The organism is Alkalihalophilus lindianensis, from assembly GCF_032843265.1.
Classification (GTDB): Bacteria; Bacillota; Bacilli; order Bacillales; family Bacillaceae_D; genus Alkalihalophilus; species Alkalihalophilus lindianensis.
The window spans coordinates 491,252-513,562 of record NZ_JAWJBA010000001.1 but is presented as its reverse complement, the minus strand read 5'-3'; the positions used below and the strand labels follow the sequence as shown (position 1 = coordinate 513,562).

The 22,311-nt window shown below is 37.8% G+C and carries 19 protein-coding genes and 1 riboswitch; of the genes, 5 read left to right on the top strand and 14 right to left on the bottom strand.

Going from position 1 to position 22,311, the window contains the following annotated elements:
* Nucleotides 1–2: 2 nt before the first annotated feature.
* Both licT and RYX56_RS02840 read right to left on the bottom strand, forming a co-directional pair.
* Nucleotides 3–848 carry a BglG family transcription antiterminator LicT gene (gene licT / locus RYX56_RS02845; RefSeq protein WP_317120621.1) on the bottom strand — a complete coding sequence of 282 codons (846 nt, stop codon included), beginning with the start codon at nucleotides 846–848 and terminating at the stop codon, nucleotides 3–5.
* 147 nt (nucleotides 849–995) lie between these two features.
* The gene (locus RYX56_RS02840; RefSeq protein ID WP_317120620.1) at nucleotides 996–1,514 is read right to left on the bottom strand and encodes a PTS sugar transporter subunit IIA; all 519 of its coding nucleotides are present in this window, start codon (nucleotides 1,512–1,514) and stop codon (nucleotides 996–998) included.
* Between the two features lie 348 nt (nucleotides 1,515–1,862).
* On the opposite strand from RYX56_RS02840, the gene RYX56_RS02835 reads away from it, so the two are divergent.
* Nucleotides 1,863–1,979, top strand: coding sequence for a YjcZ family sporulation protein (locus RYX56_RS02835; RefSeq protein WP_317120619.1), 117 nt, complete (start codon nucleotides 1,863–1,865; stop codon nucleotides 1,977–1,979).
* An 87-nt stretch (nucleotides 1,980–2,066) separates the two neighbouring features.
* On the opposite strand, the gene RYX56_RS02830 is transcribed toward RYX56_RS02835, so the two are convergent.
* Complete coding sequence (locus RYX56_RS02830) at nucleotides 2,067–3,644, bottom strand: glutathione ABC transporter substrate-binding protein (protein ID WP_317121296.1); 1,578 nt, start codon at nucleotides 3,642–3,644, stop codon at nucleotides 2,067–2,069.
* Nucleotides 3,645–3,899: 255 nt separating this feature from the next.
* A riboswitch (purine riboswitch) is annotated at nucleotides 3,900–4,001 on the top strand.
* 139 nt (nucleotides 4,002–4,140) lie between these two features.
* Between RYX56_RS02830 and RYX56_RS02825 the strand changes: the two genes are divergently transcribed.
* A complete protein-coding gene (locus RYX56_RS02825) occupies nucleotides 4,141–4,734 on the top strand; it encodes a xanthine phosphoribosyltransferase (RefSeq protein ID WP_317120618.1) in 594 nt (197 codons plus the stop codon).
* Nucleotides 4,735–4,746: 12 nt separating this feature from the next.
* Nucleotides 4,747–6,276: an NCS2 family permease gene (locus tag RYX56_RS02820; protein ID WP_317120617.1), complete on the top strand. Its 1,530-nt coding sequence runs from the start codon at nucleotides 4,747–4,749 to the stop codon at nucleotides 6,274–6,276.
* 47 nt (nucleotides 6,277–6,323) lie between these two features.
* Here the strand turns inward: RYX56_RS02820 and RYX56_RS02815 are convergent, their stop codons facing one another.
* The 3 genes from RYX56_RS02815 to RYX56_RS02805 form a co-directional block, all read right to left on the bottom strand.
* Complete coding sequence (locus RYX56_RS02815; RefSeq protein WP_317120616.1) at nucleotides 6,324–6,467, bottom strand: YycC family protein; 144 nt, start codon at nucleotides 6,465–6,467, stop codon at nucleotides 6,324–6,326.
* A gap of 64 nt (nucleotides 6,468–6,531) precedes the next feature.
* Entirely contained in the window at nucleotides 6,532–7,398 is an 867-nt protein-coding gene (locus tag RYX56_RS02810; protein ID WP_317120615.1) for an SDR family oxidoreductase, read from the bottom strand.
* Between the two features lie 70 nt (nucleotides 7,399–7,468).
* A complete protein-coding gene (locus tag RYX56_RS02805; RefSeq protein ID WP_317120614.1) occupies nucleotides 7,469–8,218 on the bottom strand; it encodes an SDR family NAD(P)-dependent oxidoreductase in 750 nt (249 codons plus the stop codon).
* A gap of 457 nt (nucleotides 8,219–8,675) precedes the next feature.
* Between RYX56_RS02805 and RYX56_RS02800 the strand changes: the two genes are divergently transcribed.
* The gene (locus RYX56_RS02800) at nucleotides 8,676–9,224 is read left to right on the top strand and encodes a glycosyltransferase family 2 protein (RefSeq protein ID WP_317120613.1); all 549 of its coding nucleotides are present in this window, start codon (nucleotides 8,676–8,678) and stop codon (nucleotides 9,222–9,224) included.
* A gap of 6 nt (nucleotides 9,225–9,230) precedes the next feature.
* On the opposite strand, the gene RYX56_RS02795 is transcribed toward RYX56_RS02800, so the two are convergent.
* From RYX56_RS02795 to RYX56_RS02770, 6 genes are all read right to left on the bottom strand, one after another.
* The gene (locus tag RYX56_RS02795) at nucleotides 9,231–10,715 is read right to left on the bottom strand and encodes a methyl-accepting chemotaxis protein (protein ID WP_317120612.1); all 1,485 of its coding nucleotides are present in this window, start codon (nucleotides 10,713–10,715) and stop codon (nucleotides 9,231–9,233) included.
* Nucleotides 10,716–10,868: 153 nt separating this feature from the next.
* Nucleotides 10,869–13,748 carry an ATP-binding protein gene (locus RYX56_RS02790; protein ID WP_317120611.1) on the bottom strand — a complete coding sequence of 960 codons (2,880 nt, stop codon included), beginning with the start codon at nucleotides 13,746–13,748 and terminating at the stop codon, nucleotides 10,869–10,871.
* Complete coding sequence (locus RYX56_RS02785; protein WP_317120610.1) at nucleotides 13,741–14,103, bottom strand: response regulator transcription factor; 363 nt, start codon at nucleotides 14,101–14,103, stop codon at nucleotides 13,741–13,743. The genes RYX56_RS02790 and RYX56_RS02785 overlap by 8 nt, the downstream gene beginning before the upstream one ends.
* Before the next feature lie 28 nt (nucleotides 14,104–14,131).
* Entirely contained in the window at nucleotides 14,132–15,484 is a 1,353-nt protein-coding gene (locus RYX56_RS02780; protein WP_317121295.1) for a glycosyltransferase family 2 protein, read from the bottom strand.
* Between the two features lie 49 nt (nucleotides 15,485–15,533).
* On the bottom strand, nucleotides 15,534–16,589 hold the full coding sequence (locus RYX56_RS02775) for a HEAT repeat domain-containing protein (protein ID WP_317120609.1): 1,056 nt from the start codon (nucleotides 16,587–16,589) through the stop codon (nucleotides 15,534–15,536).
* 13 nt (nucleotides 16,590–16,602) lie between these two features.
* Nucleotides 16,603–18,210 (bottom strand): GGDEF domain-containing response regulator, encoded by a 1,608-nt coding sequence (locus RYX56_RS02770; RefSeq protein ID WP_317120608.1) that lies wholly within the window; start codon nucleotides 18,208–18,210, stop codon nucleotides 16,603–16,605.
* Between the two features lie 339 nt (nucleotides 18,211–18,549).
* On the opposite strand from RYX56_RS02770, the gene RYX56_RS02765 reads away from it, so the two are divergent.
* Entirely contained in the window at nucleotides 18,550–18,969 is a 420-nt protein-coding gene (locus tag RYX56_RS02765) for an AhpC/TSA family protein (RefSeq protein ID WP_317120607.1), read from the top strand.
* Between the two features lie 136 nt (nucleotides 18,970–19,105).
* Here RYX56_RS02765 and RYX56_RS02760 read toward each other — a convergent pair whose 3' ends face one another.
* Together RYX56_RS02760 and RYX56_RS02755 are read right to left on the bottom strand one after the other, a co-directional pair.
* Nucleotides 19,106–21,595 (bottom strand): YhgE/Pip family protein, encoded by a 2,490-nt coding sequence (locus RYX56_RS02760; RefSeq protein ID WP_317120606.1) that lies wholly within the window; start codon nucleotides 21,593–21,595, stop codon nucleotides 19,106–19,108.
* Between the two features lie 70 nt (nucleotides 21,596–21,665).
* On the bottom strand, nucleotides 21,666–22,238 hold the full coding sequence (locus RYX56_RS02755; protein ID WP_317120605.1) for a TetR/AcrR family transcriptional regulator: 573 nt from the start codon (nucleotides 22,236–22,238) through the stop codon (nucleotides 21,666–21,668).
* Nucleotides 22,239–22,311: the final 73 nt, after the last annotated feature.

Here is a 22,311-nt window from a genome sequence, read left to right as displayed (position 1 = left end):
TCTTACACCTCATTTTCTTTCTTCTTTTCAATCCTTTGTATGTGCAACGTCAAATAGACAAGTTCTGAAGGTGGGAGCTTCTGTTCAAGCCTATCTTTTACATGTTCTGCAAGCTTTAATGACGTTTCATAGGATTGTTGATATTTATCTTTTACTAGATCATGCATTTCAGGGTCCACATCTTGAAAAGGCTGCTGCTCAACGACCCTTTTCAAAGCAAAATTAAGATGAGTCATTAACCGTTGATATGAGATAGACTCCTCTTCCACCCTTACTTGAAGCGTCTCCTCAATTAGTGTGATGAGCTCATGCAATATTACAGTTGTATTCATTACTTCATTCATAGTGGAGCCATTCATTTTAGCTGTATGGATATGTAGAGCCAAATGACCTGCTTCATCCTCTGGTAATCGAATGCCTACTTGATCATATACAAGCTCGACTGCCCATTTACCAACTTCAAACTCAGTTGGATACAATGCCTTGATTTCATGGAGAAGTTTATTATGTAAGCTAAACCCTTGTTTGATACGATCAATGGCAAAGGATAAATGATCAGCTAAGGCAATATGGACATGCTCATTCAAGTTCGTGCGCAAGTATTTTTCTGCATACGTAATAATTTGCTCAGCTAGTGAGATGTGCTCTTCCGGTAGCATATGGATGATTTGTGTAAACTTCTCGTATTCGTTCTTATCTTGCATCACAAATACTTTCTCGATTTTCTCAGGGTTAATGACATCATTTTTCTTCCTTCCAAAAGCAAGTCCTGACCCCATCACAATGATTTCCTCATGACCTTCTTTTACTACGACTACATTGTTGTTCAACACTTTATTAATCTTCATCAATATGCTCCTAGTTATTTCGACATACTCTATACACCAAACTATTGTAGCGGAAATTAGAGAAAAGCGAAAGCTCTCCTTGCTTTAGATTCATTAAAGGGTAGCACGAAAAAAGTGAAGCCAGCGAATGGCTTCACTTACATGTCATTACCCTTTCATCTTTAATGTAAGTAGAGGTGTTTCACCTGCAACTACATCTGTCGCTGTTTCTTTCACAACACTATCTAAATCGTCTTGATTTGTCACAACGATTGGTGTAATAATGCTAGCAGCTTTTTCTTTAACAAGGTCAAGATCGAAGTCCACTAATGCGTCTCCTACTTTCACTTTGTCACCTTCTTTTACGTGGGCTATAAATCCTTCTCCTTTCATATTAACTGTTTCAAGGCCGATATGAAGAAGAATCTCAGCACCCCCTACTGTTTTAATACCGATCGCATGCTTAGTAGGGAAAACTTGCATGATCTCACCAGATACTGGGGCAACAACTGTCCCACTAGTTGGCTCAACTGCGACTCCATCACCCATCATTTTCTCAGCAAACGTTGGATCTGGAACAGCTTCGATTGCCACTGATTTACCCGTCATTGGAGAGTGAACAATTTCTTGTTTAGGTTGAACTGGTGCAGCTTCTTTCTTATCAAGTCCGAATAGTTTCTTTAACATTTTCAAAACACCTCTCAATTAATTTCATGACATGGATTTGTCGTCTTTTACTTTACAAAAGAAAAAAGACCCAAAAAAACGTACAAAGATAGCCTCGTGCTCCCCATTCGTTTCTCAAGGTCTTGCCTGATCTAATCAGTTACAATCCTGCCCTATTCATTTCGCTTACATATTTTAATATGAACGCAGGACCTTGTCAAATATTGTCGCACTAAGGGAAGGCTTGGTTGTACTATTCCCTTCAAAGAGTGTTCTCAAACAAGAAAAGACAAGATCTAAGAAATACTGACTTTCACCTAAAAATTTTCGAATTAGCCCAACCATACTCAGCGCTTTGACATAGTATGTATGGAACAGAGCAGAAAGGAGTTGACAGATATGGGTTACTCTTATCAAGGTGGTTTTACGTTAATCGTCGTATTATTCATCTTATTAGTAATTGTCGGTTCCGCTTACGTATGCTAATTCATCATTAAGCACCCCCCTCCTTATTATGAACGCATATAACCCCCAAGCGAAATGCTTGGGGGTTAGTGGAGTTACATACCTTGATTATGGAACGGAAACATCACGTAGGAAATACAAGCTGCTTGGATGAATCCAGAATCCTTCTACATCCTCACGTAATCCAGCAAGGTGCTCAGTATGATAAAGTGGCACGAGTGGAGCCTCATCGATAATGATTTCTTGAGCTTTTTTATAAATCTCTAGACGCGCCTGTTCATCCGTTTCTTGACGACCTAGAATCAGTAATTCATCCACTTCATCATTTGAATAAAACGTACGATTACCGGTCATACCAAAGTTAGATGAATGAAACATTGGGTAAAGTCCATAATCAGCATCAGCCGTTACAGTTCCCCAAGCACCAATCATTAAATCATGTTCAGCGTTTGTAATACTATCTAAAAATGCCCCATATTCCATTGAACGAATTTCTGCTTTTATTCCAATTTCAGCTAATTGATTTTGAAGATACTCTGCTACATCAATACGAATACGTGCATCATCGGTCCAGATCGTTGTTTCGAACCCTTCAGCAAATCCAGCTTCAACTAATAACTCTTTCGACTCTTCTACATCATAACTGATTCCATCTACTTCCTCACTATAACCAAATACAGGAGGAGCAAGTGGACCCTTTGCAGGAAGAGCAGCACCGTCCATAATTCCATCAATTATCTGCTCTTTATCAATTGCCATTGAGATGGCTTGTCTTACTCGTTGGTCTGTAAAAGGTTCTTTAGTGTTATTAAATCCTAGATAAGCCAAACTTACACTATCTTGTCTTGAAACCTTCACACCATCAGTCTCTTCAACGCGTGTCACATCGCTAGGATTCAAGTGACCAATGATTTGAGCTGAATTCGTTTCAAGTTCTGCCACACGCGTAAGATCTTCAGGTACAACCTTAAAAGTAATAGAATCTACTTTCGCTTTTTCGCCCCAATACTCATCATTTTTCACAACTTTAACTGATTGACCATGTACTCGATCTTCAAATTTAAAATATCCAGAGCCGACTGGCTGCGCGTTAATAACACTTCCAGGCTCTTCTCCTCCTTCCATCGCTTCGTAATCAGCAGCGATTGCCTCTGAACTAATAATATGTCCGCCAGGATGAGCAAAGTGAGCAGGAAGAGGTGCGAAAGGATACTCAGTTTCTATTTGTACTGTGTACTCATCAACTACTTCAATATCTGTAATCATGTCATACAAAAATGATACTGGTGAAGCTATATCTGCATCCAGTATGCGTTCTACATTTACTTTGATCACTTCTCCATTTAATTGTGAACCATCATGGAATACTACATCGCCACGAAGTTTAATTTCCCATGTTGTATCATCAATAGGCTCAAAACTTTCTGCAAGACCCATATGTATGTTTAATTCTTGATCTGTATAAACTAATGTATCGTAAATTGTACGTCCTACGTTTAGCGTTTGGTGATCATTTCCAAGATGAGGGTCTAGTGTTTGGGGATCAGCTTGAACATCAATAGTTAAATCTCCACCTGATCTCTCCGTCCCTTGGGAACCATTATCTTCTACTGAATCGTTACTTGAGCATGCAGCGAACAACGCACTCACCATCACAAAAATTAACCATACTGAATACTTACTCATTTTCCCCACTGTAATTCCCTCTTTCTTTAACAATTTTAAATATATTTCTATATTATAGCGAGATCACACCCAAAGACAAGTAAAAAGGTAGGATTACTCAAATTTAGAATATATACCATATTTACATTACAAATTTTTATAGATATCACACTCCTATAAAAACGAATGAATTTTCGGAATTTAACTCTTTTATTCGTTTTTCTCAAAAAACTCTTTTAATACGATAAATAATCCTCTATAATGACCCGTATACACAAACATTAAATAAAATGAACTCGTATAATCGTGGGGATATGGCTCACAAGTTTCTACCAAGCTACCGTAAATGGCTTGACTATGAGTGATTTTTGACATCCGTCTTTTGAGTATGTTGGCCTATTTCCGTGGCTTCCTTCTCGATAGGTTTTTGTAAACCCGAATGTCAAGGTATCACTTGTTGTCATGCAGGTACCTTGGGATTCGGGTTTTTTGTTGTAATTTATGGGGAGGGTGTCATATGGAACAACTAAAAAAAGCAATTCGTGAGAGAGGAAAGGTATTATCAGATGAGGTGTTAAAAGTCGATACCTTTTTAAACCATCAGGTTGATACCCACTTGATGGCTGAGGTTGGTAAGGAATTTGCTTTAAGATTTAAAGAAGATGGTATCACCAAAGTTTTAACGATTGAATCATCAGGAATTGCTCCGAGTTTTATGGCAGCGACTGATTTAGGGGTCCCTCTAATCTTTGCACGCAAGAAAAAATCCCTTACTTTAACAGATAATTTATTAGTTAGTCAGGTCTACTCTTTTACGAAACAACAAACAAATGACATTTCCGTCTCAAAAGATTTTCTAACTGAGGATGATCGCGTATTAATTATTGATGACTTTCTAGCAAATGGACAAGCGGCATTTGGATTAATCGATATTGTTAAACAAGCCGGAGCACATGTGAGTGGAATTGGCATTGTGATCGAAAAATCCTTTCAACCAGGAAGGGTAAAACTTGATGAGCAGGGATATCGCGTTGAATCATTAGCTCGTCTTCATTCCCTAGAGGATGGTAAGGTAACATTTTTAGATGAAACAGTTTCTGTCCAATCATAAGGGGGAACAAATATGTCAACGAATACAATCCATTATCCACTATATAAAAAAGAAGATACTGATGCGTTTTTCGCACTTTTTCAAAACAACTTAGCAAACTTCGTCATTATCGCTGTCACCATGCTTGGCATGGGCTTTCCAGCTAGTATTGTCTTTGGAAAAGTGATTCCTGGTGCAGCGGTAGCCGTTATGGTCGGTAATCTTTACTATGCTTATATGGCAAAGCGATTAGCGGTAAAAGAAAATCGGACAGATGTTACTGCCCTATCTTACGGAATAAGTACTCCCGTTATGTTTGTTTTCTTATTTGGAGTGTTGGCGCCTGCTAATGCGTTAACAGGTAACCCTGAACTTGCTTGGAAAATTGCCGTTGCTGCAGCCTTTTTAAGTGGACTTGTTGAAGCGTTGGTTAGTTTATCTGGAAATTGGGTTCGTGACCACCTCCCTCGTGCGGCAATGTTAGGTGCTCTTGCAGGGGTTGCGATTACGTTTATTGCTGGTGAAATGTTATTTAATACTTTTTCGATTCCAGTTGTTGGTCTCGTAGCACTTGCTATTATTTTAGTTGGAGTTGTTGGAAAAGTAGCAATGCCATTTAAAGTTCCTGCTTCACTTTTTGCAGTAATAATTGGTACTGCTTTAGCTTTTGCACTTGGGTATCAATCTCCAGGAAGTATTGCTGAAGGGATTGCCAATGTCGGATTTTATCCTATCCTTCCATCACTTGCCGCATTTGAAGGGATGACGTATTTATTCGGTGCTTTAATTGGTTTACTGGCAGTCCTTTTACCCATTACGTTATATAATGCGATTGAAACAATGAACAATGTAGACGCAATGTCTGCTGCGGGAGATTCTTATGATGTACGTGAATGTCAAGCGGTGGATGGTGCAGGTACGATGATTGGTGCAATTTTTGGTGGCTTGTTCCCTACTACCGTGTATATTGCTACGGTAGGCTCTAAGCAAATGGGGGCAGGACGTGGTTATAGTATCTTAAATGCGATCGTATTTGGTCTTACCGCAGTTACAGGCGTCATTGCAGGCCTTGCTGCGATTATTCCACTAGCAGCGATTGCACCAATCCTGGTGTTCGTTGGTCTTTCAATGGTCACAACTGCTTTTGAGTCAAACAAGAAAAAATATTATCCAGCTGTAGCGATTGCTATGCTACCCTACTTTGCAAACTATGTGATGACGCGATTTAATAACGCTGCAGGTGAGGTCGTCGCTGGTATTTCGGAAGGGATTGTACCTTTAGGTCAAGGAGCGATGTTTACAGCGATTCTATTAGGAGCCATTACTGTTGCTATTATTGATCGCAACTTTAAACAAGCAACGATCTTCTCACTAATCGCTGCCTTCCTCTCCTTCGTTGGATTTATGCATGCACCGGCATTAGCTGTTAATGCTGCTCCAGATTTTGCGATAGGTTATGTGTTAGTTGCTGTATTCTTTATCTATTGTGCCTATAAACAAGCAACAGCTATTGAAACTCAAAACTCAGAACTCCCTCAACCAAAACATCAAGTTGCCTCTTAATAAACAAAACACAAGCGTATCCTCACTAAAAGGATACGCTTGCTTTTTTAATTTGACTCTTCTTTTTTTTCAAGCTCCGCCAATTTCGCAAGTAGAATATGCTGTGGCATATGCATAATTTGTTCAATCGGAACATTTAACGATTTTGATAATTTTTGTGCAGTCTCTGCTGAAATTTGTAAAGGTTTCATCTCCATCACTCCTCACAATTAAGTGTAGCGGATAGCACTAATGATATGCAACACTCATCTTTACTTAGCCATTCACGATCGTTCCTCCATTTACATGCAGCATTTGCCCACTCACATAAGAAGAATCATCTGAAGCCAAATAGACATACGATGGAGCAAGTTCTTCTGGTTGTCCTGCGCGTTTCATCGGAGAATTTTGACCAAACGAAGCCACATGACTCGCATCAAAACTTGCCGGGATCAGCGGCGTCCAAATTGGACCAGGTGCCACCCCATTAACACGGATACCACGCTTTATTAAGGATTCTGAAAGCGAACGAGTAAAGCTGACAATCGCTCCTTTAGTCGATGAATAATCAATCAACTGATCATTGCCCTGATAAGCAGTAATAGATGCTGTATTTATAATACTCGCACCTGCTTTCAAATGAGGGAGGGCAGCTTTGGTTACGTGAAAAAAGGAGAAAATATTTGTTTTAAATGTTCGCTCCAATTGTTCAGTCGTTATAGCCTCTAATGATGTTTGAGGATGTTGCTCTGCTGCATTATTTACGAGAATATCTAATTGGTTATGTGTCTCGATCGTTTTTTGAACTAGTTGTTTCGCGATACTTTCTTCGCCAATATCCCCAGTAAATAAAAGGCAGCTTCTTCCTTCTTTTTCAACTAATTGCTTTGTAATCTGAGCGTCATCATGTTCATCTAGGTAACCGATCACAAGATCAGCTCCTTCTCTTGCAAATGCGATCGCGACTGCTCTTCCGATCCCACTATCCCCTCCAGTAATAAGAGCTACCTTCCCTTCAAGCTTTCCACTTCCTTTGTACCGAGGACGATCATAAATTGGTTTTGGTTCCATATCCTCTTCAAAGCCCGGTTGTCGATTTTGATGTTGAGCCGGTTGACTCGTTGGGTATGATTTATTTGCCATTTATACTACACTCCTTTTCCATTAAGCTTCCCACTGATTTGTTAAAACATGAGAGAAAGATTGTAAGTGATCAATGTTTATAAATCATTTTCCGAGTCATGCCTCCGTCTAAGATGATATTTTCACCCGTAATAAATGAATTTTCTCTATTTGTTAAGTATAAGCATGCTAACGCTATATCTTTAGGAGTCCCTACACGATTGGAGAAATGCTGTTCGTGATCCGCCCTTCTCAATTCATCCATACTGCCTGTGTGAATCCATCCCGGACTAATGGCATTTACACGAATTCCCTCACCCTGTAGACTAGCCGCATAAGCGTGTGTTAATGAAACAATACCCCCTTTTGAAGCAGCATAAGCCTCAGAGTTTGGTTCAGACATAAATGCTCGTGTTGAGGCAATATTGACAATCGAGCCGTACCCCTCTTGTTTCATGGTCGTTGCTACTTCTTTAGTACAAATAAACACGCTCCGTAAATTAGTATTTATCACATCATCCCACTCGTCTACAGAGAGTTCAAAAGGTGACTTGAAGGTAGATACACCTGCATTATTAATTAAGATATCAATCCGATCAAATTGTTGCTTTACATGACTAACCACTTCTGTAATTTGACTTTCTTCTCGCACATCACATGCAAAAGCATGAATTGCTCCGCCTCTTTCATTTGTAGGTCCTTCTTCGTTTACGAGCTCCTTCACTGCATCTATATCAATGTCTGTCGCAATCACAATTGCTCCATTTTCGGCATATTCTTTTGCAATCGCTCGCCCTATTCCATTCCCTGCTCCTGTAACAATAACAACTTCTTTGCTCATTTTTTCCTCCATCCTATTCAACGAACTGTACAACATTTGTACAATTTAGAGAATCACTTTATAATGATCATAGTAGATAAGGGGGCGAAAGTCATGTCACATACATTTGATCGATACATATTTAGACTCTTTCTTTTTTGGTACATAAATGGAGTTATTTTACTTACCTTTGACATCCTGCCTCCTGCACTAGAATGGGCAAAGTACCGATAACCTATTATTATACGTTCAGACATGAACAACGACCCGAACTATTTATTGAAGTCGGCCCTGGCCTTTCTTTTAAAGACAAAATGAATCAAGATCGAAAAGAACTGACAACGATACTTGAACATATTCTAACTTCTCAACTTGATAAACAAAAACAATACATTGTTCAAGAAAGAATTGAGGAATACTCTTCGCTCATTAGAGGTAATAGAACTGCTAGCGAATGGTTAGACACGTTTAAAAAAAGATGGAGGAAGCGCTAAATGGTTATCACACTTATTATCATCCTTGTTCTTCTTTTAATCTGGACGCTCATCAACCGCTTGTTCATTCCAAATCTTCCGCAAAAAGAAGAACACACTATGACCAACCATTAATCTCTGTTTTGGTTCCAATGCGAAATGAAGAACGGAATGTAGCCGACTTATTAGCTTCACTATCACGCCTAAGCTATCCAAACCTTGAATTTATCTTTCTTGATGATGGTTCTACAGACGGTACAAACTCTCTTCTATATCAGCATAGCAAACCATTTAAGCTTGTAAAAATTCTAAAAGGGAAGCCATTGCCTGAAGGATGGATAGGAAAAGTTCATGCTTGCTATCAGTTAGGACGTGAGGCAAGCGGTGACTATTTAGCTTTTATAGATGCTGATATTCGTTTGGCCCCGACTACACTTAATCAAACACTCCATTTAATGGAAGATAAAAACGTGGGTTTTATTACCGGGTCCATTGAACTTATTTCCAAATTAAAGAAAAACACACAAAAGGTCCAAATTTCCTTTTGTGTGTGATCTAGATTATTCTCCTGTTTGATCGATAAGTAATGAGAGTTCTTGTGTTAATATTTCTAACTCCTTAAACCTCTCATTAATCGCCGACATATATTCATTTTGTTCTTCCACACTCGCAAATACTTCCTCTACCATTGCATGAGATTCCTCCGTACCACTTGTCACCGTTGATAGTTCATCAGTAATGGTAGTTGATGAATCTTTCAATTTTTTAACTAATTCGTGGAAAGCTCCTGCAGTATGAACCATTTTTTTCATTTGATCGAGTAAAAAATGCAAACTGGTCTCTGTTTGCTTTGTCATTTCCCTACTTCGGTTCACTGCGTCTTCACTTCGTTCTACTTCATAGGATACCGTTTCAGTTTTTTGTTGAATGTCATAAAGTAATTGAGAAATCTCCTTTGTTGATTGTTGTGAATGTGTGGCCAGCTTTCTCACTTCATCCGCAACAACGGCAAACCCTCTACCATGTTCTCCAGCTCGGGCTGCTTCTATCGCAGCATTTAATGCTAAAAGATTGGTTTGCTCCGCAATTTGATCGATAGTTTGCAAAATCGTCCCAATATTTTTCGTTTTATCCGTTAAGTCATTCATATTAGTCGTAGTATTTTCAACCATTTTCTGCACGTCACTTATTTCTTTCGTAAGATCGCTTAGACGTTTATACCCTGCTTCAGTTTCCCTTAAGCCCTCATTTGCAGCGGTGTTAACAGTCTTCGCATAACTAGAGATGTAGCCAACAGAGTGATCCTGATCTTTCATCAATTCATTCATCTCACTTACACTTGATGCTTGATGTTCAATTCCACCTGATACTTCTTTAAAAGTTTGATAAAGTTGATTCGAAACTTGCTGTGTGGATTCAATATCTTCTTTTACTTTCCCACTAAACTGAGTAATCACGAATTGAGATTCCGAAACCTTTACTAATAGATTCTCTACTTTTTCTTTTTCTTTTGTTGCCTCTATTGCTTGTTTCTCAACATTCCGCTGCATATTCGTACCAATTTTTGCTTGCGCCATTAAGATTAAGGTCAACAACAGTACATATAAATTTAAAGAGATTAAAACATCTGGGCCGAGCCCACTAAACATCTGCTGATTTAAATTGATAAAGAAATAGTTTGTTATGAGCAAGCCAAGCACTCCGGAAATGGCAATTAAGTGGTATTGATGATACAAAGTAACAATCGCTAAACTAACATAAACTAATAAATAGTTAGATAATTTCGGTGAGGTTGTCCCAAGTACGAACGTTAAGATAGAGAATGATACCGTCACGACATATGGGACATATAGTTGCATAGTCTTCTGAAACGTCAAAAAAGTAATAATTGTTGATAATAAGGCCCCTGTTACCGCATAAGCAAGAATGCCATTTATATGTACTCCACTTATGAAATTACTAGCTAAACCAAGACTAAACATTGCCCAAATTAATTTTGTTAATAACTTATTTCGCTCATACAATGACTTATTTGTTTCAAGCACATGATTCACACCTTCCCAATGAATGAATAATCATTCATATATCTACATCTAATGTCCTATTCTTTATGATCTATCTGATCATACCATAATGATCAGAATACTCTCAATCCTTTTTTATTTTCGAATACTAGATAAAGGAAAAAAGGTCAGCTATTATTCACTGACCTTTGGGTTTGGATCGATAGATTGGCTCGGCGCTAAAATTTCACCTTTACTCTTTGCTTGTAAAAGTGTCTTTAAGATCGTTATAGAAAGTTCACTTGGTGGGTAAGGCTTCGTTAAGTATTCCTCTACTCCATGCTCTCTAGCTGTTTGTACAATTTCATCTAGAGCTGATGATATAAAGATAGGAATTTGCTTGAATTCTTCATTATTTTTTAAAAAGCGAATAAACTCCCATCCATCCATTTCATCTCCTAACATTAAGTCAACAACCACTGCATCAATTGAATGCAGATTCATATATTCGAGTGCCTTTTTAGGATTAGAGAATTGTTGTACTTCTAGTCCATTAGCTATGAGCTCTTCTGCAAGCAATAAGGCAAGACTTTGATCATCTTCAACCATTAAAACGGTTCTTTTCTCTTCATTATTTAGATAGCTCGAAGATATAGTGGAAGTGTGATCACTCAATGGCAGTTCGATTGTAAATGTACTTCCTTGACCGACTTTTGACTCGACTCGTATCATACCGTTATGTGCTTCAATGATTTCTTTACATATAGGCAACCCTAGACCCGTACCACCAATTTTTTTCCGGTCTGTATTATCAATTCGGTAAAACTTGCGAAATAAGTTACTCATCTCTTCATCTGGTATCCCTAGTCCCTGATCTGTAATCGAAATAAGTAATTGTTTATCCACAGCCTGCAAGATAATCTTAATTAGACCGCCTTCAGGTGAGAACTTAATCGCATTGCTAATAAGATTTGTAAGTACTTGATCTATCCGATCCCGATCTCCAGTAATAGTCGTCATCCTTGCTTGGTTTTCAACTATAAATGAATGTTTTTTTGTATTTGGTTCAAACCTTGATACCACTTCATCGACCGTAGGTTTAATATCAATTCGTTCTTTTACATACGTTTGACCACCAGATTCCATTCGCTGTAGATCCAGAAAGTCGTTAATAAGATTTGTTAAGCGATTTGCTTCCTTATGAATCGTTTGTAAATATTTCTGCTGCCTTTCTGGCTTTAAGTCACGCTGAATCATGAGTTCAGTAAATCCTAAAATACTCGATAAAGGCGTTCGAAGCTCATGGCTGACAGTGCTTACTAGTTCCGATTTCATCTGATCAACTGCATATTGTTGAGTAATATCTCTGTGAACAAAAATAGTTCCCACTTTTTGATTGTGATTGAAGACCGGCTCTGCATATACCTTGAACATCCGTTTTTGTGGTGAGATTGTTTCATAATCCATAGAAGAAGACGAGCGATTATGTTGATTGAGTGCTTCTTTATAGAAACGAACTGCTTCTTCTTTCTTTTCCACAATTTGACTAAAGGCCTCAAACCACTTAGAATAAGGAGCTCTTGCTTGAGTAATAGGTTGACATGAAACTAATTCGCAAAAGGCTTTATTATACTGTAGAAGGGTTCCCTTTTCATCTACAAATTGAATCGCTTCATTCACGTAATTTATAATATCTTGATTAAGCCGTCTTTCCTTTTCTGTTTGTTCGTACAACAAGACTTTATCAATCGCGATAGCTAAATGGTTCATTACTCCACGTAATTCGTTGATTTCTACTTCTGTAAATGGTTTACCTACTCGATTAGTAGCAAATACTGCCCGTAGTTCATGGGTGGATGAGAAAATCGGGATGTAGAGATCATAAGCCAATAATGATCCTTCAGCTATCCCTCTTTCAACATCGGTCACCTTTCTTTCAACAAGGTGAAAATCCTTCTTCTCTGTTAAAATGGTTCCGATCCCATCATTAAAATGCGTCAAGATTTGTTGAACATATTTTTCATGAATCCCTCTTGAACGGTATAATGACCCTTCTGTTAAGAATAGCAACATTTTGTCAACAGGATAAATATCACTTAAATGATCGATGAGTTGGTCAAATAAATCTTTCTTGTTCAATGTAACAGAAATGGCGTGATTTAATGAATTGTATTTCACTAAGACATTGCGCATTCCTTCTGTTTCATGTAAGGATTTGAGTAGCTGTTCTTGTTTACTTTCAAGTTCTTCTTGTTGGGTTTTTAACTCAATGTTTTGTTGTATCATCTCATCTTCTTTTGATTGGATTGTCTCAATCATCTCAAGAAAGGTTCGTGATAAAACGCCAACTTCATCGCAACGTTTTTGACCTACTATCGTGACCTCTTTGCCTATTGCTAATTTTGCAGCAGCTTTGGTGATCTCTTGGATAGGACGCCCTACTCTTTTCATCATCTGTCTTAATACGATAAATAAAACTAGAATAACGATGATCATAAAGCTAACAAATAAAAGCACCAATTGATTGACATTATCTGTATAAACCCTACTCGCCTCAGCGCCTTGCTCTGCGATCTCTATTACATAATTAGACGTATTGATAATTAACTGATTTACCGTATCAGTGGCTCCGCTATTGGCATAATCGGTTAGCCCAGCAAGATCATTAGTTCTTACTAAGTTTAGGGCTTGAGGTAAATGGACAGCTTGATATACGTGAATTGTCGTTCTTATTTCTGTTAATAATGCGAGATCTTCCGCCGAAAGATTTAAGGATGAAAAGCGGTCGACATACCGTTTAAGAGCATCCATTTCTTCATAAAGAGCATTTAATTCGTCATTATCTTGAAATGCATAATACCCTCTAGCTCTTATTAGCATCTGCTTAGCATGAGAGTCTATTTCGAAAACGACCTCTTGTTTTTCTAGCATTTCGGCTCGTTGTTGCTCATAATTCGATTGAATGTGTAGACCGTAACCTACAAGCAAACCACCTACTATGGTTATGACCAATGCAACTACTAACAATAAAAATGTGAATTGCCTATTTAGCGTTTTTTTAAAATAATTATTCACCTACAATTTCCTCCACAATATCCAATAACTCCATCGGACTAAATGGCTTGGCAAGGAAATAATCGGCTCCTTCTTTAAACATTTTTTCTTGGTCTTGTTGTTGACTCTTAGCTGTTAGCATGAGTATTTTCGGTTGGACTTTCTGTAGCTTCCTTGTTTCAATCAAAACTTCTACCCCAGTCATTTTAGGCATCATATAGTCTAAAATGACTAAATCATACATATTTTTTTTAATGAGAGCAAACGCTTCTACACCATCTTCTGCTTCTTCTAGATGATATTCTTCCTCTTCAAGTGTATCTACAATTAGCATTCGTAACACATCTTCATCGTCTGCAACTAGTAACCTCTTCAACCCATTCTCTCCTTCATTAGATATTTTTTTATTTCGAAATCCCTTTTCTTGTCATAACTCCCCACTCAGTATTCTTTCTAATGGCTTGCCAAATCCCTTCTAATCTCCAAATTATCGTTAAGGGACGATACCAAAACACTTCACTTGATGCATATAAAAATAAGATGATTAGATGCTTTTTCTTTGGATATCGCCTTGAACTCCACTCTTCTAAAAGTACTCCCCACACTGATAAATATGATCCATACACCCATGTAAGGATAAATAAAAATAAACTCATCTCTAGCGACACAAAAGATAGAATAATACCGAGGAAAATATAGAGATATGCGGCGAATTCGACCACAGCTCCTAGCAATTCAATTAATAGAAAGTACGGCATCGAGATCAGTCCAACTTGCTTATATGTTGGATTAAACAACATTCTCCAATGGAGGCGTATTGTTTCAAATAATCCTCTTTGCCATCGTGTACGCTGGCTTCGTAACACAGCTAGTGATTCTGGTGCTTCAGTCCAGCAAACAGGATCTGGGATATATTTGATTGTTCGATTAACTTTCTCTTTTTTTATTTGCCGATGAAGCCTTACAACAAGCTCCATGTCTTCCCCTACTGTTCCGACCTTGTACCCACCAGCTTTTATTACCCAGCTTTTGTTAAATACACCGAATGCACCCGAGATAATAAGGAGTAAATTATATTTCGAAAGACCGATTCTCCCCATTAGAAACGCTCGTAAATATTCAATAACTTGCATAATCGCCAAGGGATTAGTTGGGAGGTTTACTTGAACAACCTGACCTCGCTCCACCTCACTTCCATTTGCGATGCGGACACTTCCTCCTGTAGCAATGACCGTCTCATTAGAATCGATGATCGGCTTCATAACTTTTAATAACGCATCATTCTCCAATACTGAATCACCATCAAGTGAGCAAATATAAGGATATCTTGAAACATTAATTCCAGCATTTAGCGCATCTGCTTTTCCACCATTTTCTTTATCAACAACATAGATATTATGAAATAACCGAGAACGATAGATGGCTTTTATTTTTTTGGTTGAAAGTTGCTTACGACTCACTAGGTCGACCTGCTGCATTTGGAATGCTTCGATTAAAAGCTCTAAGGTTTGGTCTTTTGAACCATCATTTATGACAATCACTTCATATTCCGGGTAATTCATGCTTAGGAGGGATCGAACGCTATTTACTACACCTGCCTCCTCGTTATAAGCAGGGACAAGAATAGAAATCGGTTTTGTATCTGTTGAAGAAAGAATGTCTTCGTAGGGCTCTCCCTTATTTAATCCTCTCTCTTTTCGCAATGTGCCAGTTGAAAAGAGAAGTAACACCGAATAAAACAGCGAAGCGAAGGCCATATAAGCAATAATCAATACACCTAGGTAAAAAAATATATTTTCAACTGTTTCAATCGTCACGATCTCCCACTCCCTCTCCAAGCCATTGGTAAGCCATGTCCCTTGCATAAGTATCGGGGTGGGTTGCTACAATATGCGCTAGAATATACACACCATCTCTATAACCTAGTAAAGATTCAGCAGCACTTCGCCTGACCCACCAACTGGTATCTCCGATTAAGTGTTGGAGAGGTTCAATCATACGTTTTTGTTTTAACTTTCCTGCAATCCTTGCAAATAACATTCTCTCTATCCATTCGTTAGAGGTTGCAAAAGGGATCAAAAAATGAGAGTTAGAAATACTTTCCCTTGCATAGATCCCTTTTAATGCTCTAATTCTAACTTCAAGCTCAGAAGAGAACAATAACTCTTCAAACAATCCAAAAAGGTCATCATCATTACCTTCTCGCACAACATCGAGCATTGCTAATCCAATAGGGTCACTATATTGGCTCGCCCCTAACACATACTGTCTAAACAATTGTGGATTCATTCTTCTCAAAACTTCTTTATATAGTGTAGAGGACCATTGAGGCTTCTTTTCCATTAAGAAGTCAAAAAGACGTTTATCTTGAAGGGCGGCTAAAGTGCGGATCATTTGTTCTTTTTCCTCATCCCACTTCGAATTTGATTGACTAAGCATCCATATGGTATTAGCAAGACTTCTCATTTTGAAATCCTCAATAAAATAAAGTGTATTCATTCTGGTACTCCAGTTACCCTTAAGCAGTTGTTGCTCGTATTGTTCACTTAGAAAATATTCCGCTAACTCTGTCATTCTTTCTTCGGTCGCTTCATTTCTAAAAAGCTGCTGATACTTATCAAGTGCCTCTTGAAGTAAATCAAACGTAATCGAACTTGACTTGAAATGACGAGTGATTTGATCACTCTGTCTATTCTCATTAAAAAGAGCTTCAGCCACTAGTTTTTCGATTATTGGCTTGAACTGTTCCTTCTTCTGCTCTCGACGAATCCATTTCTCCTTTACCCAAAGTAAATAAATAAGGGTTCCGATGTGAATCAAGATTAGAGATGTTATAAGCCATAATAAAAATTGTAAATTCATTCGTATATCCCCTTTACAGCAAGGAGCGCTTAATTAGTCTTTTGATTCTAGCAATTACTTCATCTACTTTAAAAGGTTTCGTTAAATAGTCATCCGCACCTAACTCTAAGGCTTTAACAATTTCCTGTTCTTGCTTGCGTCCTGTTAGCATTAGTACCATCACTTCATTTTCAGGATAATTTGTTCTTAGTTTCGCTAGTACTTCTAGGCCATCCATTTTTGGCATAATCCGATCTAGAATCACAAGGTGTTTCTCTCTTGCTTTATACCAATTCGATTCAAGAAAAGCTTCGCCATCCTTAAAAGTATTGACTTTAATACTTAGTTGAATAGACGAAAGCTCATCAATTCGGTCAAAAAGGATTCTCCTAAGCACCTCATCATCATCAATAATAGAAATATAGATAGTACGTGAGCTCATTACTACTCCTAGTTCTTCATACACAACAGAACGATTTCTTCCACCTTTCTTTGCTGCATAAAGAGCCTGGTCAGCTTGTTCAATTAATGTTGTCATTTTATTGATTTGGTTGTTCATCTCTGCAATTCCACTTGAGAATGTCACAACGAACTCTTTTTCATCTGAGCGAAATACTTCCTTCGAAAAGTGATTTCGTATCCTATTAATCACTTTATTTGCTTCGTTTCCTGATGTATTAGGAAGTATTAGAAGAAATTCCTCTCCCCCAAGTCGAAAAAAACGATCATAATCTCTTTTCAAATCAGAGATAACAGCTGCAAATCTGCTAAGAACAATATCCCCTGCAGAGTGTCCATAAGTGTCATTTACATTTTTAAAATAATCGAGGTCTAGCATGACAATTGATAAAGGTTGCTTCGTCCTTTTAAATTGGTTGACTTGCTTATTCCCTTCTATATTAAGGTACCGTCTCGTATAGGCACCTGTTAATTCATCAGTCATTATTGAATATTGGACCACTGTTTGAATCCTCAACCGATTGTTTATTCGTATTTCAAGCTCCTCACAGTCAATAGGTTTAATTATATAATCTGAGATTCCTAGTTTATAAGCCTCAAGTCTTACTTCCTTTGCTGCCACTGCCGTCACCATTAATACAGGGATAAACTCAGATATAGCTCTGGTAATAATGGATTGAAGTAGTTCAAATCCTTTGACCCCTGGAAGTAGATAATCTAATATGACACAATTAGGCCTTTGCTCTAAAAAGAGGTCTAATCCTTTTTCGGCTGTAACAGCTGCAAGAACCATAAACCCTCTAGACTCCAAGCCTTCTTTTACATATGTTACGAAATCAATATCATCATCGATCACGAGTACGACTGGGATCGTTTCATCCTTTTCTGCTGAAACAGCCGAAACCAGCCCCACTTCGACTTCATTTATGGCTTGGTCTTCTATAAATTCACCGATATAGCTCGTTACTAATTCCTCATAAGACCATGAATCGTTCGTATCGTTTTTAAGTTGGTTTAATTTATTTTTTGCGATTTCTGAATAACTTGGTAACCCTATAGAAGCAGCGGTCCCGGCTACCGAATGGAGAAATCGATACAGCTGATCTTCATTCACTACCCCTTCCTTCCATTCATTTAATAGTTTTTTCACTCTTTCTTTGAATTTCGTTTGATACTTTTGCATGATACCTCCTTAAATCGACCAATCATTTCCCTAATCTAGTTATGTTCTATCCATATTTTTCTAGCGTTCATCCTGATTTTCTCATAATTTATCAAAGAATACCATGTCCCCTAAGGTGAAATTTCTACTTGTTACACTATGTTGATAATAGTTAATAGTTGCTCTTTTGATTGTGAACTTTTATGCTATTTGACAAAGGAGGTCAAGTGAATGAATTACATGCTTAAGCATAGAGATGGAACAGAACGATCCTATAATGAGTTACTTGAACAAGCTCCGTGTTATGTTTTATTTGTTCGTCATCTTGGATGACCTATTTACAGAGATTTCCTTGCGCAGGTGCGTGAGCATTACAATGTATTTGAAAAACGCGGGGTCGATATCATCATCATTTCACCCCATAAAGGAGAGTATCTTGAAAAATTTTCAAATACTTTCGACTCTTATCCGTTTGAATTTTATGGTGATCCCTCAAGAAAACTATACAAACAAATGGGGCATCAAACTCTGCCCAAGTGGAAGATACTCGGAAAAACGGCATTAGGTTTTCTTACCAGACAACTAAAAGGCATACTACCTAAAAACAAACAGGAAAAAGAAGTTGTACTTGAAGCCATGAAAACCTCTGATGTCTATATCCAAGGAGGGGCATGGTTATATGATCAACAAAAAGATGTGAAATGGCATCACATTGACCAGGCACCAAATGATCACGCTACTATTGAAACATTAATTGAACAAGCTGATAAAAACCTTTAAAACAAGAAAGAGACCAGCAAGTGATCCCACTTGCTGGTCTAATGCTATTTTTCAGCTTTTATTAATGCCCTTCGATCCGCATCTGTAGCGGCTCTCCCATCCAATGTGCCCCTCCATGGAATGGACATGCATTTTTTTATGACACTGCTTCTTTCAGGTTCTTCTTTTTAATACCTTGTCTTTTAAATGCGAAATGAAAGTAAACAAATGCCCCAACTAACGTAAGCACCATTAAAATGAGCATAAAAACAACGCTATTCCACAAAAATGTAGTTACTCCCATAAAGATTACAGACCTAAAACCTAGTACTGAGTAAGTCATTGGTAACCAGCCATGCAATGTTTGTAAGGGGGAAGCTAGCATCTCAATTGGAAAGCTACCCGCACTACCTCCCAATTGGAGAATCAGGAGAATTATCGCTATAAATCGCCCTGGGTTATCGAGTACACTCACTAAAAAGAAGATGAGTGATAAAAACACCATACTTGTAAATATTGTGAATGAAGTAAATGCTACCTTACTTGCTACATCAAGCTTAAGAACATACAACATAAATAGTGTCACAAGTGAGGACTGTAAAAAACCAACTGTAAGAACGACCCCTAGTTTGCCACTATACCATTGCCATGCGGTTTGATGTTGTGCCAGTGGCGCTCTGAAAGGATAAATAATGGATAACGTTAACCCGCCCACATATAACCCAATCGATAGGAAATATGGGCTTAACCCTACACCATAAGACTGGTCTTCAAGTGGAGAGTGACTTTTAGATTGCACCGGACTTACAACCATGTTTTCCTGCTCTTCATTGGGATTTACTTTTAAAAGGACATCTTTTAATTCATTCATTTTAAACGCCAAGTCGTCAGAACCATCACGAAGTGTAATAAGACCATCGACTAGATCCTCACTACCTGCACTCGCGTCCTTTAAACTATGATGTAAACGATCTGTCCCATTTAATAATTCATGAAGACCTGCGTTTAATTGTTGTACTCCACTAAATGCATCTCTACTTGCTTCTTGACTTTTCTGGAATAAACTTTGTGCAGAATTCATCTTTTCGTCCACCTGATAAAGCGTGTTTAACACATCGTCATATTGATTCGTAAAATTTTTAGTGACTTCCTCTCCATTGAGACTATTCGGCAGTGCATTTTCAACTGTTTGCAAGGCATCTGACAATTGATTTAATACACGTAGTAATTCTTCTGACTGTTCGTTTGTTTCTTGGAAAAATTGATCTAGAGTCGATTGTGATTCTGCGATTTTTGAGTTAACCGCTACTAGTTCGTTATTTATCTTCTGTTGACGCTCTTCTAGAGTTTCAATTAACTCTGGTGTTTTTGTTTGGATCATTTTAAATGATTCCTTAAACTCTCGTTGGACCTCCCCAAACTTTATTGCTCTTTGGTTTGCTCCTTCAAACCAATTTACAAGCTCCTCATGCTCTCTCCAATCAGGATATATCCCATCAAGTATCGCTGGAAGCTGTTCTATCTGTAGTTGTAGATCCTCAAACGCACCCAAAGACCCATTCAATTTCTCACTTGTAGACTGAATGGTCTCATTCCATTGCTTTAACTCATCCAATGAATGATCCAACCCGATAGTTAATTCCTGGGAATATTTATCTAATGTAGTAAAAACGAGATCTAACTCTTGTTGAAATAAATTCACTTGATTTTGAATCGTTACCACTTTTTCAGAAAGGACTTGAACTTGTTCATCAGCTTGATTCAATTGAACATTGACTTCTCTTAAATGCCCATCAAGTTTATCGATTACTTTTGCGAGTTCTTCTGTGTCAGACGACTCTAAGTGAGTAATTGCTTCTGTTACTAGTTGATTTGTGTCTCTAAACATTTCATCAACGTTAGTAGAGTCTGTAAAAGCCAATATTTCTCGGCGAGCTTTCTCAAATCCAGCTTCTAACTCATCTGAGCCCTCAGTTGCTTCAGACATACCACTTTGAAGATCAGCAGCACCTTCTTTTATGCTCATTAAACCATCTTTGAGCCGATTCATACTTTCAGATGCATTCTCATTTCCTACAGCAATTTCACTCGACCCTTCTTCAAGTGCAATAACGGCATCTGTTAAATCACTAAATGCATCGTTTGCGATTTCAATGTATGCTAAGGTGAGTGTCGAGGAAAGCTCTTTTTCCATTTCTTCTACTACATTTGCTGCTATTTGAGAGGATACGTAGTTATAATCTTCATTCACTTCATAAAACACTCGCGCATTTGTTGGACTAGACTCTTTTAATGTAGATATATCTTCTGAAAATGTTTTTGGGATTTCCACGTAGAAATAATAGTCGTGCTCTGATAACCCTCGCTCTGCCTCATTTTTTGATACAAAATGAAAATCAAGTACGGGGTCTTTTTTTAATTCATCCACAAAATCATGTCCGGCATTAAGCTGCTCTCCCTCAATTATGGCTCCACGGTCTTCATTTACGACAGCTACAGGCAATTGATCAAGTTGTCCATATGGGTCCCAGAATGACCAAACTAATACCCCGCCATACAAAAGCGGCATAAAGACAATCCCCAGTAATGCAATGACCATTTTTTTTTGATTCCATATCCCTCTTAATTCTCCTAAATATCCTCTCATACGCATCTCCTATTTTTGACCATATTGTCCAGTTAGTCATTTTTTTCACAAAAAAAGAGGGAGCCCCTCCTTAACTTAACAACCCTTTAGTTAAATGATCTTTAAAAATGTTTATAATCTCATCTTTTCTAAGAGCCTCAAACATCTCTGAAAAATCAACGGCAAGCGCCATATATGATTTATAAACCATAAATGCTGTTACTTTTGGGTGAGTGACGTTTATCTTGCCTTGCTCTTTTCCTCGTTCAATTTGAGTTTCAATGCAAGAAATAATCACTTTTTCTACTTCGGCTAACGCTTTTTTCGCATGAAGTGAACCTAATGCAGCTACTTCTTGACCTAATTTCTTGAGCAAGTGATGTTTTTGTCTAAATTCCAGTAAATCGTATAAAGCAAATGTAATATTATCATGCATATTACGTTCATTTAAAAATGCTCGTTCGAAGACACCCTTTATTTCAATAATCATCCGTCCTAGCACTGCATCAAATAATTCTTCTTTGCTTTTAAACGATGTATAAATGGTCCCTTTCCCGATATTTGCAAGTTTAGCCACTTGATCAATCGTCGTACCCTTGTACCCAAACATAGAAAATGAATTGGTTGCTGCCTCTAATATTATTTCTTTTTTATTTTCTAACATTCGACCACCCTCTAAATGACCAAATGAATAAAATAGTCATTAATTAATTATCTCGATAGTACCTCATTTATTC

Bases quoted from the DNA above. Each gene is read 5' to 3' on its own strand.
- licT (WP_317120621.1), bottom strand. From the start codon at position 848: ATGAAGATTAATAAAGTGTTGAACAACAATGTAGTCGTAGTAAAAGAA.
- RYX56_RS02840 (WP_317120620.1), bottom strand. From the start codon at position 1,514: ATGTTAAAGAAACTATTCGGACTTGATAAGAAAGAAGCTGCACCAGTT.
- RYX56_RS02835 (WP_317120619.1), top strand. From the start codon at position 1,863: ATGGAACAGAGCAGAAAGGAGTTGACAGATATGGGTTACTCTTATCAA.
- RYX56_RS02830 (WP_317121296.1), bottom strand. From the start codon at position 3,644: ATGAGTAAGTATTCAGTATGGTTAATTTTTGTGATGGTGAGTGCGTTG.
- RYX56_RS02825 (WP_317120618.1), top strand. From the start codon at position 4,141: ATGGAACAACTAAAAAAAGCAATTCGTGAGAGAGGAAAGGTATTATCA.
- RYX56_RS02820 (WP_317120617.1), top strand. From the start codon at position 4,747: ATGTCAACGAATACAATCCATTATCCACTATATAAAAAAGAAGATACT.
- RYX56_RS02815 (WP_317120616.1), bottom strand. From the start codon at position 6,467: ATGAAACCTTTACAAATTTCAGCAGAGACTGCACAAAAATTATCAAAA.
- RYX56_RS02810 (WP_317120615.1), bottom strand. From the start codon at position 7,398: ATGGCAAATAAATCATACCCAACGAGTCAACCGGCTCAACATCAAAAT.
- RYX56_RS02805 (WP_317120614.1), bottom strand. From the start codon at position 8,218: ATGAGCAAAGAAGTTGTTATTGTTACAGGAGCAGGGAATGGAATAGGG.
- RYX56_RS02800 (WP_317120613.1), top strand. From the start codon at position 8,676: ATGGAGGAAGCGCTAAATGGTTATCACACTTATTATCATCCTTGTTCT.
- RYX56_RS02780 (WP_317121295.1), bottom strand. From the start codon at position 15,484: ATGGCCTTCGCTTCGCTGTTTTATTCGGTGTTACTTCTCTTTTCAACT.
- RYX56_RS02775 (WP_317120609.1), bottom strand. From the start codon at position 16,589: ATGAATTTACAATTTTTATTATGGCTTATAACATCTCTAATCTTGATT.
- RYX56_RS02770 (WP_317120608.1), bottom strand. From the start codon at position 18,210: ATGCAAAAGTATCAAACGAAATTCAAAGAAAGAGTGAAAAAACTATTA.
- RYX56_RS02760 (WP_317120606.1), bottom strand. From the start codon at position 21,595: ATGAGAGGATATTTAGGAGAATTAAGAGGGATATGGAATCAAAAAAAA.
- RYX56_RS02755 (WP_317120605.1), bottom strand. From the start codon at position 22,238: ATGTTAGAAAATAAAAAAGAAATAATATTAGAGGCAGCAACCAATTCA.